We start from the raw sequence: 13,983 nt of genomic DNA, 5'->3' as shown, positions 1-13,983 counted from the left end.
TTTCGCGGCCCCGGGCTTGTACCGTTGGCGCTCGTGCGTATCGACAACGGCCCCCGGTTGATTCTTGCCTCTGCCAGCCCTGCCCGTCTGCAGCTGCTCCGCGCCGCTGGGTTTGATCCTTCTGTGCAGGTCAGCGGCGTTGATGAGTCCGTTGTCCGGACCGATGACGCGTACGAGATGTGCTTGGCTCTGGCTCGGATGAAGGCTCAGGCTGTGGCAGCTACCCTGCCTTCCGACCCCGGGGTTCTGGTGCTCGGCTGCGATTCCGTGCTGGCTTTCGACGGGCAGATCCTCGGCAAGCCGGCGAACGCCGAGGAGGCCGCATCCCGGTGGCGGGCCATGCGGGGGCGGTCCGGGGTGCTGCACACCGGGCACCATCTCACCGATCTGACGAGCGGGAAGCAGGCCGAGGACGTCGGGGCGACGGTTGTGCATTTCGCCGATCTCACCGACGACGAGATTGACGCGTACGTGTCCAGCGGCGAGCCGTTGCATGTTGCCGGGTCGTTCACCATCGACGGGCTCGGCGGGGTTTTCGTCGAGCGGATCGAGGGGGATCACGGGAATGTGGTCGGGTTGTCGCTTCCGCTGTTCCGGCGGCTGCTCATGACGTTCGGTGTCAGCGTGCCGCAATTGTGGGCCACGCGGGATTGAGAGCGCGGCGCGATACGCAGCCGGCCACGAAGCAAAGGCGGAACCCGCAGCCGGCCGCGACGCGAAGGCCGGAACACACGGCCCGGCCGGGCCGCAGAAGCCTCAACCCACAGCCAGCCGCGCCACAAAAGCCTGCACCCACAGCCAATCGCGGCGCAAAGGCCGGGCACTCGAATCCCGCCGCGGCGCAAGGACGGATCGCCGACCGGCCGCAGCCCCCAAACCGAAGCCGCGGCCGGTCGGCAAATCCTCAGCGGACGCTACGAGCGAACAATCGCGCAGCCCACGTAATGGCCGCCACCGCCAGCACGGCCATGATGACCAGCCCTTGCCACACCTCAGGAGCCCCCAGATCCCCGCGGAACAACGCCCGCACTCCGTCGACCGCCCACGAGAACGGGTTCCAGTCCGCGATTCCCTGCAGCCATCCCGGCGCGAACGTCAAAGGCAGCAGGATGCCGGACAGCAGCAGCACCGGCTGCGCGACCGTGTTCATCAGCGGCGCGAGGACGTCCTCGCTCTTCACCGCGAGCGCCACGCCGTAGGACAGCGCCGAGGTCATCAGCGAGATCAGGGCCAGCATCAGGTACGCCAGCAGCAGGTTTCCCAGGACCACGCGCAGGTCGAACAGCAGGGCCAGCAGCGTGATGATGACCGCCTGGGCGAGCAGGGACACCGTGTCCCTCAGGGATCTGCCGAGGAGCAGGGCGAAACGGCTGACCGGGGTGACGCGGGAGCGTTCGATGACTCCGGCGCGGAGTTCCGCGATCAGGCCGAAGCCCTGGAAGAGGCCGCCGAAGATGGCGAGCAGGACCAGCAGGCCGGGCACGAAGATCTCGTACGCCTCGGCGTTGGTGCGCACGTTCAGGGCCGGTTTGAGCAGCGGCGCGAAGAGCAGCAGGTACATCACCGGCTGGAAGACGCCGACGAGGATCCAGACCGGGTTGCGGAGCAGGAGCAGCGCCTGCCGCTGGAAGATCAGCCAGGTGTCCCGTAGCAGTTTCATGGCTCAGCTCTCCCGCAGCGATCGGCCGGTCTTGGTCAGGAACACGTCGTCGAGGGTGGGCCGGTGCAGCTCGATGGTGCCGAGCGGTACGGATGCGGCGTCGAGCGCGCGCAGGACCAGGGGGATCGCCGCGGCGCCCTCGTCGACGTAGAGGCGGACGCTGTCGTCGTGGGTCTCGAGCTTGTTGACGAAGTCGGCCGAGCCGAGCACCTCCGCCGCCCGGGCCGGCGAGTCGACTCCGACGCGAACGACGTCGCCGGAGATCTCGCGTTTCAGCGCTTCCGGCGTGCCCGAGGCGACGATCTCGCCGTTGTCCATGATCGAGATGCGGTCGCAGAGCGCGTCGGCCTCGTCGAGGTAGTGCGTGGTGATGAACACCGTGATGCCTTCGGCGCGCAGGCGGCGGATCTCGTCCCACATGTGCGCGCGGCTCTGCGGGTCGAGGCCGGTGGTGGGCTCGTCGAGGAAGACCACCTTGGGTTCGTGGATGATGCCGAGCGCGATGTCGACCCGGCGACGCTGGCCGCCCGAGTACGTCTTGCATTTGCGGTCGGCGTACGCGGCCAGGTTGAACGCCTCGAGCACCCGCGCGGTCCGGGCCTGGGCGTCCGCCCGGGAGATGCCGTAGAGGCGTGCCTGGAGGATCAGCTCTTCGCGGGCTGTGGAGTCGTCCCAGGTCGCGCCGCCCTGGGCGACGTACCCGATGCGGCGCCGCACCTCACTGGGGTTCTTCCGCAGGTCCGCGCCGGCGACGACGGCCGTGCCGCCGTCGGGTTCGATCAGCGTGGCGAGCATGCGCAGCGTGGTGGTCTTGCCGGCGCCGTTGGGCCCGAGGAAGCCGAAGATTTCTCCCTCGTCGACGGTCAGGTCGACGCCGCGGACGGCCTCGACGGTCTTCTTCTCTTTGCCTTGGCGGGATGTGAACGACTTGCGCAGTCCCCGCGTTTCGATCATCTCGGCCCCCACTCGTGGGCGGGCCCGGGGGCCCGCCGCCGTGCAGCGGCAGGCAGAGACCGCCGCTGTCAGGCGGAGAGAGCCGACGAAGAGGCCCCACCGCCGCATGGCAGCGTAGGACCGTCACCGCGGATTAGTCAAACTTGATTATTGGCCCGGGAAGTACGCCGTCCCCGCCTCGATCAGCCCGGCCACCCGCGAGCACCACCGGATCTCCGCCTCGGCGCGCTCCATCGCCAGCTCCCACATCCAGTTCACGTACACCGGCTTCTTGGTCGCCCAGTCCGCCGCCATCGCCGCCGCCAGCTGCTTGTTCCCCGCCTCGAGCTGCATCGCCCTGCTCCGCAGCGCCGCCGCGGCCTCCTCGCGCGGAAGGGCCGGCAGGAAGGAGAAGGCCGCCATGAAGGGGTCCGGCGACCCGCTCAGGTTCCACCAGTTGTTGCGGAGCAGCGACTCGAATTCGGCCACGCCCTTCTCGGTGATCTCGTACGTGGTCCGCGCCGGCCGGGCCCCCACCTGCTCGGTCGCCACTTCCCGCAGCAGCCCTTCCTCGGAGAGCTTGCGCAGGCCGTGGTAGATCGAGCCGGGCTGCACATTGGCCCACTTGTCGGCGCTCCAGCTCAGCAGCTCGCGGCGGACGTCGTAGCCGTGGACCGGCTGCATCCACTGGACGAGGCCGAGAATCATCATGCGCGTGGCGGACATGGACGCCAGCGTAATAGGCAAACTTGACTGAGCGCGCATGTCGGTACCGGCCGGTAGGCTCAGCCCGTGCGCAAGGTTTTGATCGCCAACCGCGGCGAGATCGCCGTCCGTGTCATCCGGGCCTGCAGGGACGCGGGCCTGACCAGCGTCGCCGTCTATGCCGACAGCGACCGGGACGCGCCGCCCGCGCGACTCGCCGACGAGGCCTATGCGCTCGGCGGCGAGACGGCGGCGGAGACCTATCTGCGCATCGACAAGCTGATCGACGTCGCCCGGCGCAGCGGTGCCGACGCGGTGCATCCCGGCTACGGCTTCCTCAGCGAGAACGCCGAGTTCGCTCAGGCCGTACTCGATGCGGGTCTGACCTGGATCGGTCCCTCGCCGGCGGCGATCCGCGACCTGGGCGACAAGGTCACCGCGCGGCACATCGCGCAGCGGGCGGGCGCGCCGCTGGTGCCGGGCACCGCCGAGCCGGCGGCCGACGCCGACGAGATCGTGGCGTTCGCGCGGGAGCACGGCCTGCCGGTCGCCATCAAGGCGGCGTTCGGCGGCGGCGGCCGCGGGCTGAAGGTGGCCCGCACGCTGGAGGAGATCCCGGCGCTGTTCGAGTCCGCGACCCGGGAGGCGGTCGCCGCGTTCGGGCGCGGCGAGTGTTTCGTCGAGCGCTACCTGGACCGGCCGCGGCACGTGGAGGCGCAGGTCCTGGCCGACACCCACGGAAACGTCGTGGTGGTGGGCACGCGCGACTGCTCGCTGCAGCGCCGCCACCAGAAGCTGGTCGAGGAGGCGCCCGCGCCGTTCCTGAGCGCCGAGCAGCGCGAACGCATCCACTCCAGCGCCAAGGCGATCTGCCGCGAGGCCGGCTACCACGGCGCCGGCACCGTCGAATACCTGGTCGGCCAGGACGGCACGATCTCGTTCCTGGAGGTCAACACCCGCCTGCAGGTCGAGCACCCGGTCAGCGAGGAGACCGCCGGGATCGACCTGGTGCGCGAGCAGTTCCGCATCGCCGACGGCCTGCCGCTCGCGCTCACCGAGGACCCGGAGCCGCGCGGGCACGCCATCGAGTTCCGCATCAACGGCGAGGACGCGGGCCGCACCTTCCTGCCCGCGCCGGGCACGGTCACCGCGCTGACCTGGCCGTCCGGGCCGGGCGTCCGGGTCGATGCGGGCGTCGAGGCGGGCAGCGTGATCGGCGGCAACTTCGACTCCATGCTGGCGAAGATCATCGTGATCGGCGCGACCCGGACCGAGGCCCTCGAGCGCGCCCGCCGGGTGCTCGACGAGACGGTGATCGAGGGCATCGCCACCGTGCTGCCGTTCCACCGCCTGGTCGTGCGCGACCCGGCGTTCACCAGTGAGCCGTTCACCGTGCACACCCGCTGGATCGAGACCGAATGGGAGGGCGGCGTGCCGGCCTTCACCCCGCCCGCGGCCGCGACGCCCGAGGCGCCGCAACGCGAGACCGTCGTGGTCGAGGTGGGCGGCAAGCGCCTGGAAGTGACCCTCCCCCGGACCCTCATGACGGGTACGCCCTCAGCACCCGGCCCGCGTCGACCGGCCCGCCGGGGAAGCGGATCGACCGCCACCCCCGCCGCAGGGGGAGCGGGCGCGCTGACCGCCCCCATGCAGGGCACGGTGGCCAAGGTGGCGGTCGCCGACGGCGATCAGGTCCGCGAGGGCGACACGATCATCGTGGTCGAGGCGATGAAGATGGAGCAACCGCTGGTCGCCCACTCCGCGGGCACGGTGTCCGGGCTGTCGCTGAAGGTCGGCGACACCCTCGCGGCCGGCACCGTCATCTGCACGATCGAGAACGACGACTGACCGCGGCCGGACCCCGAACGCCGATACCGGACGCCGACACCACGCCACGCCACGCCACGCCACGCCGACGATCAGCGGAGCGGGTGATCGCTCAGTACAGCAGAGAAGTACAGCAACGAGCGCAACCGAACCGGACCAGGAGCACCGCCGCCGGACGGTCTGATCTCGAAGGGAGCCGCAAGCAACCCCGTCGCGCAAACTTGACACGGAAGAGGTCAGAGGGCGAAGTCTTTGATCCCGGTCGCGATGGCCGACACAGTCCCGACTGTCCCTGACACTGTTGCCAGGATCGCCGTCGGGGAAGCCCACATCCCCCGAGTGAACTGTGCCCACCGCTTGGAGTAGAAGAGCATCTTGAACTTCTGCCAGCGGTGCTGGCGCAGGTGGCAACCGAGCAGGAGGCCACGCGAGTTGTTGATGCAGAATTTGCCGTTCCGGTTGACGGCACCGCACCAGGCCGGCGCCCAGAACAGGGACCACACCACCACGACGCCCGATAAGAAGAACAACGGGGCGGCGCCCGTCTCGGCCGTCCACCAAGTTGTGAGCAGTAGGGCAAGAGCAACAAGGCCCCAATACTCCTTCAGGAACTTCATGAACTATAGGTAATCGATCAGACACTGTCGGTGTAGTGGTCTGTCGCCTTCCTGCAGAAGGGTTGCCTGCCCGCCCTCCGCCGTCCCGGAGTCAGTGCTGAGCTACTCAGCGAGGGCTCCGAGGCCGTCTCCAGGCCGTCCGAGGTTCGCGAACGTTGACCAACAACGACAATCACCACAAGTGGTTGCCCAGCTCAGCGGCACTATGAACGATCATGGCCAGGGCTTATCTCGGTGGGCCGCCGGTACGGGACCTACCGACGGCCCGGGCGCCGCTCGTACCGAGGCGCCGAGAGGGAGCGGCCCGGCTCCCACCGTACGCGGGATCACACCCCGCCGGAGAAGCGTACGAATAGGGACGGAAGCGCCCGAGATTGGCAGAAAGCGCCCGCGTCCTGTCCCCCACGTGCGACGTTCAGGACGTACCGTGTCGGGCATCACCGTTTCCTGGGCCTGATCCGGGCTCATCCTGTACTCAGCCCATTCTCAGGTGCGCACACGGACAATGCCGTGAACCCTGGAGCCGCGAGGTGGCGACCCGATGACCGACCTGTTGACCGTGATGGCAACACCGGCGTGGGCGTACCTGGCCATTTTCGGGTTCCTCGCGATCGATGCGATGGTCCCGGTGGTGCCCATCCAGGCCATCATGATCACGTCGGGCGCCCTCACCGTCTACGGCAACCTCAACCTGGCCCTGGTCATCGCGGTCGGCGCGCTGGGCATGTTCACCGGCGACTCGATCGCGTTCGTGCTGGGACGCACGGCCGGGCACGCCCGCAAGCACTGGCTGAGCGACCGGCTCGCGGCGCTGCGGCAGCGGTTCGCGCCGCGGGCCGACCCGGGCGCCCCCGAGGCCGAGCCCACCGAGTCGCGCACCAAGCGCGCCGCGGCCCGCTTCACCCGCGGCCTGCGCCGGCCGGGCCCGCTGGTGCTGCTGCTCTGCCGCTTCGTGCCCGGCGGGCGGATGGCGGCCGGATACCACGCCGGACGTACCGGCTACCCGATCAAGCTGTTCATCCTCTACGACGGCGGCGCGGCCATCGCCTGGGCCACGTACGGCGGCCTGGTCGGCCACGTCGGCGGCACCGCCGTGACGCAGTCGGCGTGGCGGCTGTTCGCGATCGCGGCCACCGCCGCGCTCATCTTCGGCACCGCGGGCTGGATCCTCGCCCTGTTCGGCGGGCGCAAGGACGCCGAGGAGACGGGCGAGGAAGCCGGGGAAGCGGCAGACCGGGCGGAGGACCAGGTCGGCGAGGTGCCGGCCCCCGAGGGGGAGCGCGCCCGCCGGTGAGAGCGGGCGCCGCCCCGGATCACTGCAGCTCGTGCAGCATGAGCTGACGGGCGGCCTCGGCGATCGAGCCGGACAGCGACGGGTAGATCGTGATCGTGTGGGCCAGCTGGTCCACCGTCAGGTTGTTCTCGATCGCCATCGTGATCGGCAGGATCAGCTCGCTGGCCTTCGGCGCGACCACCACGCCGCCGACGATCTGGCCCGTGGCCGGGCGGCAGAAGAGCTTGACGAATCCGTCGCGCAGGCCGGCCATCTTGGCGCGGGCGTTGCCGGTGAGCGGCAGCATCACCTGCCGGGCCGGGACCTTGCCCGCGTCCACGTCGTTCTGCGAGACGCCGACGGTGGCCAGCTCCGGGTCGGTGAAGACGTTGGCGGAGACCGTACGCAGCCGCAGCGGCGCGACGGCCTCGCCCATGGCGTGCCAGATGGCGATGCGGCCCTGCATGGCGGCGACGCTGGCCAGGGGCAGCACGCCGGTGCAGTCGCCGGCCGCGTAGATGCCCGGGACGTTGGTGCGGGACACCCGGTCGACGGTCACGTAGCCACCCTGGGCGACGTCGACGCCGTACTCGCGCAGGCCCAGGTCGGCGGTGTTCGGCACGGCGCCGACGGCCATCAGCGCGTGCGAGCCGGTGACCACCCGGCCGTCGGAGAGGGTGACCTGGACGCCGTCGCCGGTGCTGACCACGGAGTCGGCGCGGGACTGGTTGAGGATCGTCATGCCGCGCTCGCGGAAGACCCGCTCGATGGCCATGGCGGCGTCGGCGTCCTCGTGCGGCATGACCCGCTCGCGGCTGGACACGAGCGTCACCTGCACGCCCATGGCGAGGTACGCGCTGGCGAACTCGGCGCCGGTGACGCCGGAACCGATGACGACGAGGTGCTCGGGCAGCTCGGTCAGGTCGTACACCTGCCGCCAGTCGAGGATGCGCTCGCCGTCGGGCACCGCGGACGGCAGCACCCGCGGGGTCGCGCCGGTGGCGATCAGCACGGTCGAGGCGTCCACCGCGTACGGCTCGCCGCCGTGCGGGCTGATCAGCACCTGGTGCGTGTGACCGAGGGTGTCCTCGCCGAGCCGCGCCCGCCCTGCCACGACGTCCACGCCGGCCTTGACGAGCTTCGACTGGATGTCGCCGGACTGCGCGAGCGCCAGCTTCTTGACCCGCTCGTTGACCGCCTTCGCGTCGACGCTCACGCCCTCGAGCCCGGCGGAGCGCACCCCGAACCGCTCGTTGTGCCGGTAGCCGGTCACCACCTCGGAGCTGGCGATGAACGTCTTGGAGGGCACACAGTCGGAGAGCACGCACGCACCGCCGGCCCCCTCGGCCTCGACGAGCGTGACCTCCGCGTCGAGCTGCGCCGCGACCAGCGCCGCCTCGTACCCGCCCGGCCCGCCGCCGATGATCACGATCCGACTCACGTGGGTTCACCCTCCACTGTTCCGTTTCGTCACTTATGTGACTGAGTTGTGCCGACACGCACACCTCGTATTCTCCCCCACCGGCGCATCGGGCTATCGTCATCGCCGTGGGTCACTACGCCGCGTACGGCTCAAACCTCGATCCGGCCCGTATGCGGGCCTATTGTCCGCACTCGCCGATGGTGGGCGTGGGGTGGGTCGAGGGCTGGCGGCTGACCTTCGCCGGTGAGGGCGACCTGGGCTGGGAGGGCGCGGTCACCACGATCGTCGAGTCCCCCGGCGACCGGGTCTTCGTGTCGCTCTACGACGTGCACCCGTGGGACGCCGCCCAGCTCGACGAGGTGGAGGGCGTGACCGCGGGGGCGTACCAGAAGCTCACCGTGCGGGTCTCGACGCTCGAGGGCGACCTGAGCGCGTGGGTCTACGTCTTCGACGGCTACGAGGGCGGCATGCCGACGGCCTGGTACCTCTCCGAGATCGCCAACGCCGCGGAGAAGGCGGGCGCGCCCGACGACTACGTCAACGACCTGCGCCAGCGCCCCACCCGCACGTCGACGCCGGAGCTCTAGATCGTCAGCTCGTAGATGTTCGCCTCGAACATGGGGTGCATCCCGACGGCACGGTAGAGCCGCGCGGCCCGGGTGGGATTGGCCAGGTCGACGCCCAGGCCGGCGGACGTGCGGCCCTTGGCCGCGTAGGTGGCGAACGCGCGGCGCAGGAGCGCCTCACCGACACCCCTTCTCCGGTACGCCCTCAGCACGGCGAGATCGCTCACCCAGCCGGTGCCGTCCTCGGCGCTGGAGTCGGAGGACTGCAGAACCCCGGCCCACTCTCCGCCGACCTCCCCGACGAACCACTCGTCGTACGAGACGCTCGACTCCCCGGCGACGCGTTGCCGCCAGGTGTCGTAGCCGGTCGCCTGGTGGTCGGTGTCGCGGAACGCCTCCTCGATCGTCGCGTGGAAGCGGCGCATCTCGGCCTCGTCGTGCGCGCGCACGGGCCGCACGGTCACCCCGGCCGGCGGCTGCGGCGGCTCGGGGGCCACACCCTCCAGCGACATGGTCATCCGCGCGTGCTGCTTGACGAACCGGAAGCCCGCGTCGGTCAGCGCCGCGATCCACGGCTCCTCGGTCGGCACCGCTCCGGCCCGTACGGTGTACGGCGAGTGCCCGAACTCCTCGCCCCGCTCAGCCGCCCGCCGGAGGATGGTCTCGAGGAGCGGCCGCTGGGCGGGCACACCGCGCTCGGGCCACACGTACACCTCGATGAAGTCGCGGTCCCCGCCGCCGGGGTTGTGCGGGTACGCGAAGCCGACGATCGCGCCGGCCTCGTCGACCGCCACCCAGCAGTCGCGGGTCATGTCGGTGTTGGGGCCGGTGAGCGCGTCGCGGACATCGTCCTTGGTGAAGTCGGGCTCGCCCATCGCGGCGATGTCGCTGGCGTGGGTCAGGGCGAGGAGCTCGGGGACGTCGTCGAGCGTGGGCCGGCGCGTACGCCACCCGGCGGGAAGTGCGGTCACCGCGCCAGCGTGCCCTATCCGCCGATCCGGTGCGACAGGGATTCCAGGAGCCCGATGAGTTCGACGCGCTCGCCGAGGTCCAGGGCCGCGTACGCCTGCCCCGCCAGCGAGTCCGCGACCGACTCGGCCCACATCAGCCGCCGCACGATCGGCCCGGCGGGCGGGTACGGCGGCTGCCAGCCGAACGCGACAGCGCCGGTCTCACCCTCCGGCCCGGCGAGGATCGCCTGCAGCGGGGTGAGGCCGCTGGCGCGTACGGCCACGACGTGCACGCCGAGCCGGTGCTCGTGGAGCAGGTGCAGCATGACCGCGACCTGCGCGCCCGGCGACGCGTCGGGCACCGGCATGGCCCGCCAGGCGGCGAACAGCGGCAGCCCGGCGCAGTCCACGGCGTCGACCACCCGCTTGGTCAGCTCCAGCAGCCGGGTGATGCGCGGGAAGTCGCCGAGCTGGTCGACGCCCCAGCGGCACAGCTCCTGCAGGTGCCACGTGGCCACCTCGACCGGCGCGGTGGTCTTGGCGGCCGCCTCCCAGCCGTCGGTGAGCGCGTCCGGCGCGATGAAGCCGATGACGGCCGCGGCGGTCTCCGGCCGCACGTCGCCGAGCGCACCGGCCCGGGCGGACACGTGGTACGCCCACCCGGACAGGCCCATCAGCCGGGCGCGACGCAGCGTCTGCGGGGACTCCGCGAACGCCCCGACGAGCGACGCGAGGCCCGCGCGGGCATTGGCGGCTGCCTGTTCGGGGGTCACCGCCCGATTCTGCTCTCTCTGACCGGTTCTGGAAAATGGCCGACTAGACCGGTTCATCCCCCTCAAGATCCTCGAGCGCGGCCTCGACGTCCCCGACGCGGCGGCGGGCCACCGAGGCCTCCCGTTCGGCGGATCGCCGGGCGAGCTTGCGGCGCGACACCTCGGCCTGCGCGACGATGCGCTGCCGTTCCAGCTCGGCGATCTGCTCCTCGAGCTCGTCGACAGCCTGGCTCGCGTTCCGCTCGGCCTCCTCGGCCCGTTCCAGGGCGGTCCGTGCCTTCTGATCCGCCGAGTGCGCCGCGGTCAGCTCCCGCTTGAGCTCGCGCCGCTTCGCCGCCCGCTCGGCCCGCGCTTTCTCCTCGGCCCGGCGCCGCCGCTCGTCGCCGGGCGACGCGCGAGGTGCCTCCTCCGGCTCCTCCTCCGGCTCGGGGGCGTCCTCGGCGGTGACCAGGCGCAGGCGGGGCCGGGGCACCTCGCCGAAGCCGGCGTACGTGGCGGCCTTGACGAGCCGGCCGCTGCGGACCTGCTCGGCGATCTCCGGCTCGGCCAGCGCAGCGGTCAGCGTGGCCTCCACCTCGGCCATCGGCAGCTTCGCCCCCCGCAGCCCCGGGTCGTCCTCGACCGCGAGCTGCTGCGCGGCGCGGACCAGCGCCGACACCACCTGCCGGCGCTGGGTGGACAGCTCCCGCAGTTCGTCGCCCTTGAGGCTGCGCTGGGCCTGGCGCAGGGCGGTGGCGAGCTCGACGAGGTCCTCGATCAGGTCGGGTCGGCGCAGCGCCAGCAGGTTCACCAGCCACGCCGCCACGGTCGGCTTGCGCAGCGCGGCGAGCCGCTTGGCCAGGTCCTTGTCGCCGGCCCGGCGCGCGTCGGCCACGGCCTGGGCGCGGCCCGCGACGAAGTTGTCCGGGGGTGCCTCGTACAGCCGGCGGATCAGCTCGTCGGTGCTCGGTGCCACGTCAGGGGAGCGTAGTGCCCGGGGCGAGCTGCGCGTACGAGGTGCCGCCCAGCCGTTCCAGGTGTCCGTTGGAGATCTGCGCGCCGGTCCCGGTGAGCAGGTGGTCGTGCAGCGCGTACGCCCGCCCCGGCTTGACCGCGCGTACGAAGTCGATCGCCTCGCTCAGCTTCATCCACGGCGCGTTCAGCGGCACGAACAGCGTGTCCACGTTCTCCTCCGGCACGGTGAACGAGTCGCCGGGCGTGTACACCGACTGGCCGCCGTCCGAGATGAGGTATCCGAGGTTGGCGATGCGCGGGATGTCCTGGTGGATGACCGCGTGCTGTCCCCCGTACGCCCGGACCGTGAAGCCGGCGGCCTCGAATGCGGTGCCGGGCTCCACGGCCGTGACCACGTCGGCGAACGCCGTCAGCTTGGGCAGCACGTCGGGGTGGGCGTAGACGCGGGTGCCGGGCCGCTGGGCCAGGGCGTCGGCGAGCCCCTCCACGTCGAGGTGGTCGGGGTGCTCGTGGGTGATCAGGACGGCGTCCGCCCCGGTGAGCGCCGCCCGCTCGCTGAACCCGCCGGGGTCGACCACCAGGACCGCATCGCCCTCGATGCGTAGGCAGGAATGCGTGAACTTCGTGACGCGCACGGGACCCCTCCGCTGCCGAATCGTGACCGCTCACCACGCAGTCTGCCGGAACCGGCGTCACCGTGCCGCACGTCCCAGGGTCCAGACCGAACGGGGAAGGGAAGATCCATGAACGGACGAACTCGGGTCAGAACAGCCGTCTGCGCCGCGGGGCTGGTGGCCGCGCTCGCTCTGCCGGCCTGCAGCAGCGACGGCGCGGACGACAAGGCCTCGTCGATGTCCGGCGGCGGGCCCGCCGTCAGCGAGCAGCGCGCGCCGGCCCAGGGCGGGGCCGCCGCGCCCGCCGAGCGGCAGGGCAAGGACACCGGCGCCAAGGCACCGGACCTGGGCGTGGACCAGCGGTCGATCATCTACACCGGGTCGATCACCGTACGGGTGGACGACGTCAACACCGCCGCCGCGCGCGCCACCGGCATCGCGACCGCCGCGGGGGGCTTCGTCGGCGGCGACAAGCGCAACAGCAACGGCGACCAGGGGTCCAGCGACGCCACGCTGACGCTGCGGGTGCCCGCCGAGAAGTTCACCTCCGTGGTGGACCAGCTCGCCGGGATCGGTACGGAGGAGCAGCGCGGCATCAACACCGAGGACGTCACCGAGGAGACGATCGACCTCGACGCGCGGATCGCCACCCAGCAGGCCCGGGTGGACAGCGGCCGCAAGCTCCTGGCCCAGGCGAAGTCCCTGAACGACCTGGTCATGCTGGAACGCGAGGTCGCCACCCGCGAGTCGGACCTCGCGTCGCTGCAGGCCAAGAAGCGCCGGCTGGGCGACCTCACCGCGCTGTCCACGATCACCGTCGTGTTGCTCGACCCGCAGGCCGTGGCGGAGGAGAAGGACGACGACGGGGCGCCGGGCTTCCTCGCCGGGTTGCGCAACGGCTGGGACGGCCTGCTGGCGTCGCTGGCCGTCGTGGCGACCGTGGTCGGCTGGCTGCTGCCGTGGCTCCTGCTGCTCGCCCTGCCGGCGTCGGCCGTCCTCTGGTACGTGCGCCGGACCCGGCGGGCCCAACCTGGCAGTTCCTGAAAGTCGGCACTCTAGGCCGGGGACGGCGGCCGGTGGCGCAGGCCGTCGAGCACGAGGCTGATGACGCCGTCGGCGTCGGCCGGGCCACCCGGACGGTCGTAGGCCGCGGAGATGCCGTGCAGGGCCATCATGACCGGTCCGACGCCGACATCGTCGCGGATCGTGCCGTCCTCGGCCGCCGCGGCCAGCAGTTCGCCGATGGCCTGCGCCAACGCCTCGCTCCCCTCGGCCAGGGCCCCCGAACGCGTGGCCATGAGCGTGGCAAGCGTGCGAGCGAGGCCCTGGTGGGCGTGCAGATGGCTCACGAAGCCGCGCAGGAACGCCGCCAGCGCCTCGTCCGGGGGGAGCGTCGCCCGCAGGTCGCGGGCGTGGGCGCACAGGGTGGCCACCTCTTCGCGGTAGACCGCCTCGGCCAGCGCTTCCCGGGTGGGGAAGTGGCGGTAGAGCGTGCCGACGCCCACGCCCGCCAGCCGGGCGAAGTCGTCGAAACGCAGGTCGAAGTCACCCGCTTCGAAGATCTCGCGGGCCTTGGCGAGCAGGGCTTCCCGGTTGCGCCGGGCGTCGGCACGCAGCGGCTTGGCGGTGGTCACGCGCAGCCCCTCCTTGACAAGTGGAAGTCATCTCCATATTTTGCAAGTGGAGAT

15 protein-coding genes are annotated in these 13,983 nt (G+C 71.4%); 5 read left to right on the top strand and 10 right to left on the bottom strand.

Annotated features, from left to right (window positions below):
• Positions 1 to 33 precede the first annotated feature (33 nt).
• Positions 34 to 654, top strand: a complete 621-nt coding sequence (locus tag IT780_RS07055) for a Maf family protein (RefSeq protein WP_199510569.1) — start codon at positions 34 to 36, stop codon at positions 652 to 654.
• Positions 655 to 904: 250 nt separating this feature from the next.
• On the opposite strand, the gene IT780_RS07050 is transcribed toward IT780_RS07055, so the two are convergent.
• The 3 genes from IT780_RS07050 to IT780_RS07040 all read right to left on the bottom strand — a co-directional run bounded on the left by IT780_RS07050 (position 905) and on the right by IT780_RS07040 (position 3,319).
• Positions 905 to 1,660 carry an ABC transporter permease gene (locus tag IT780_RS07050; protein ID WP_199510568.1) on the bottom strand — a complete coding sequence of 252 codons (756 nt, stop codon included), beginning with the start codon at positions 1,658 to 1,660 and terminating at the stop codon, positions 905 to 907.
• A 3-nt stretch (positions 1,661 to 1,663) separates the two neighbouring features.
• Positions 1,664 to 2,614, bottom strand: coding sequence for an ATP-binding cassette domain-containing protein (locus IT780_RS07045; protein WP_199510567.1), 951 nt, complete (start codon positions 2,612 to 2,614; stop codon positions 1,664 to 1,666).
• A 147-nt stretch (positions 2,615 to 2,761) separates the two neighbouring features.
• Complete coding sequence (locus IT780_RS07040) at positions 2,762 to 3,319, bottom strand: PadR family transcriptional regulator (RefSeq protein WP_233412277.1); 558 nt, start codon at positions 3,317 to 3,319, stop codon at positions 2,762 to 2,764.
• A 66-nt stretch (positions 3,320 to 3,385) separates the two neighbouring features.
• On the opposite strand from IT780_RS07040, the gene IT780_RS07035 reads away from it, so the two are divergent.
• Positions 3,386 to 5,146: an acetyl/propionyl/methylcrotonyl-CoA carboxylase subunit alpha gene (locus IT780_RS07035; protein WP_199510566.1), complete on the top strand. Its 1,761-nt coding sequence runs from the start codon at positions 3,386 to 3,388 to the stop codon at positions 5,144 to 5,146.
• 215 nt (positions 5,147 to 5,361) lie between these two features.
• On the opposite strand, the gene IT780_RS07030 is transcribed toward IT780_RS07035, so the two are convergent.
• Positions 5,362 to 5,742, bottom strand: a complete 381-nt coding sequence (locus IT780_RS07030; protein WP_199510565.1) for a hypothetical protein — start codon at positions 5,740 to 5,742, stop codon at positions 5,362 to 5,364.
• A gap of 541 nt (positions 5,743 to 6,283) precedes the next feature.
• Between IT780_RS07030 and IT780_RS07025 the strand changes: the two genes are divergently transcribed.
• Positions 6,284 to 7,036 carry a DedA family protein gene (locus tag IT780_RS07025; RefSeq protein ID WP_199510564.1) on the top strand — a complete coding sequence of 251 codons (753 nt, stop codon included), beginning with the start codon at positions 6,284 to 6,286 and terminating at the stop codon, positions 7,034 to 7,036.
• Between the two features lie 19 nt (positions 7,037 to 7,055).
• Here the strand turns inward: IT780_RS07025 and IT780_RS07020 are convergent, their stop codons facing one another.
• Positions 7,056 to 8,456: an NAD(P)H-quinone dehydrogenase gene (locus IT780_RS07020; RefSeq protein WP_199510563.1), complete on the bottom strand. Its 1,401-nt coding sequence runs from the start codon at positions 8,454 to 8,456 to the stop codon at positions 7,056 to 7,058.
• Positions 8,457 to 8,563: 107 nt separating this feature from the next.
• Here IT780_RS07020 and IT780_RS07015 point away from each other — a divergent pair, with 107 nt between their 5' ends.
• On the top strand, positions 8,564 to 9,025 hold the full coding sequence (locus IT780_RS07015; RefSeq protein WP_199510562.1) for a gamma-glutamylcyclotransferase: 462 nt from the start codon (positions 8,564 to 8,566) through the stop codon (positions 9,023 to 9,025).
• Here the strand turns inward: IT780_RS07015 and IT780_RS07010 are convergent.
• From IT780_RS07010 to IT780_RS06995, 4 genes are read right to left on the bottom strand one after another with little or no spacing between them, the layout of a single operon-like run.
• A complete protein-coding gene (locus IT780_RS07010) occupies positions 9,022 to 9,975 on the bottom strand; it encodes a GNAT family N-acetyltransferase (RefSeq protein ID WP_199510561.1) in 954 nt (317 codons plus the stop codon). The genes IT780_RS07015 and IT780_RS07010 overlap by 4 nt on opposite strands.
• A gap of 14 nt (positions 9,976 to 9,989) precedes the next feature.
• On the bottom strand, positions 9,990 to 10,727 hold the full coding sequence (locus IT780_RS07005; protein WP_199510560.1) for an SCO6745 family protein: 738 nt from the start codon (positions 10,725 to 10,727) through the stop codon (positions 9,990 to 9,992).
• A gap of 43 nt (positions 10,728 to 10,770) precedes the next feature.
• A complete protein-coding gene (locus tag IT780_RS07000; RefSeq protein ID WP_199510559.1) occupies positions 10,771 to 11,682 on the bottom strand; it encodes a hypothetical protein in 912 nt (303 codons plus the stop codon).
• Position 11,683: 1 nt separating this feature from the next.
• Positions 11,684 to 12,316, bottom strand: coding sequence for an MBL fold metallo-hydrolase (locus IT780_RS06995; protein WP_199510558.1), 633 nt, complete (start codon positions 12,314 to 12,316; stop codon positions 11,684 to 11,686).
• A 108-nt stretch (positions 12,317 to 12,424) separates the two neighbouring features.
• On the opposite strand from IT780_RS06995, the gene IT780_RS06990 reads away from it, so the two are divergent.
• The gene (locus IT780_RS06990; RefSeq protein ID WP_199510557.1) at positions 12,425 to 13,339 is read left to right on the top strand and encodes a DUF4349 domain-containing protein; all 915 of its coding nucleotides are present in this window, start codon (positions 12,425 to 12,427) and stop codon (positions 13,337 to 13,339) included.
• 11 nt (positions 13,340 to 13,350) lie between these two features.
• On the opposite strand, the gene IT780_RS06985 is transcribed toward IT780_RS06990, so the two are convergent.
• Complete coding sequence (locus tag IT780_RS06985) at positions 13,351 to 13,929, bottom strand: TetR/AcrR family transcriptional regulator (protein ID WP_199510556.1); 579 nt, start codon at positions 13,927 to 13,929, stop codon at positions 13,351 to 13,353.
• Positions 13,930 to 13,983 lie beyond the last annotated feature (54 nt).

This window comes from Nucisporomicrobium flavum, from assembly GCF_016464385.1.
In the GTDB taxonomy this organism is placed as follows: domain Bacteria; phylum Actinomycetota; class Actinomycetes; order Mycobacteriales; family Micromonosporaceae; genus Actinoplanes; species Actinoplanes flavus_A.
The sequence above is the reverse complement of the archived record's forward strand: the minus strand, read 5'-3'. Positions and strand labels throughout refer to the sequence as shown.

Excerpts from the sequence above, each read along its gene's own strand:
- IT780_RS07050 (WP_199510568.1), bottom strand. The coding sequence starts at position 1,660 with ATGAAACTGCTACGGGACACCTGGCTGATCTTCCAGCGGCAGGCGCTG.
- IT780_RS07045 (WP_199510567.1), bottom strand. The coding sequence starts at position 2,614 with ATGATCGAAACGCGGGGACTGCGCAAGTCGTTCACATCCCGCCAAGGC.
- IT780_RS07040 (WP_233412277.1), bottom strand. The coding sequence starts at position 3,319 with ATGTCCGCCACGCGCATGATGATTCTCGGCCTCGTCCAGTGGATGCAG.
- IT780_RS07030 (WP_199510565.1), bottom strand. The coding sequence starts at position 5,742 with ATGAAGTTCCTGAAGGAGTATTGGGGCCTTGTTGCTCTTGCCCTACTG.
- IT780_RS07025 (WP_199510564.1), top strand. The coding sequence starts at position 6,284 with ATGACCGACCTGTTGACCGTGATGGCAACACCGGCGTGGGCGTACCTG.
- IT780_RS06990 (WP_199510557.1), top strand. The coding sequence starts at position 12,425 with ATGAACGGACGAACTCGGGTCAGAACAGCCGTCTGCGCCGCGGGGCTG.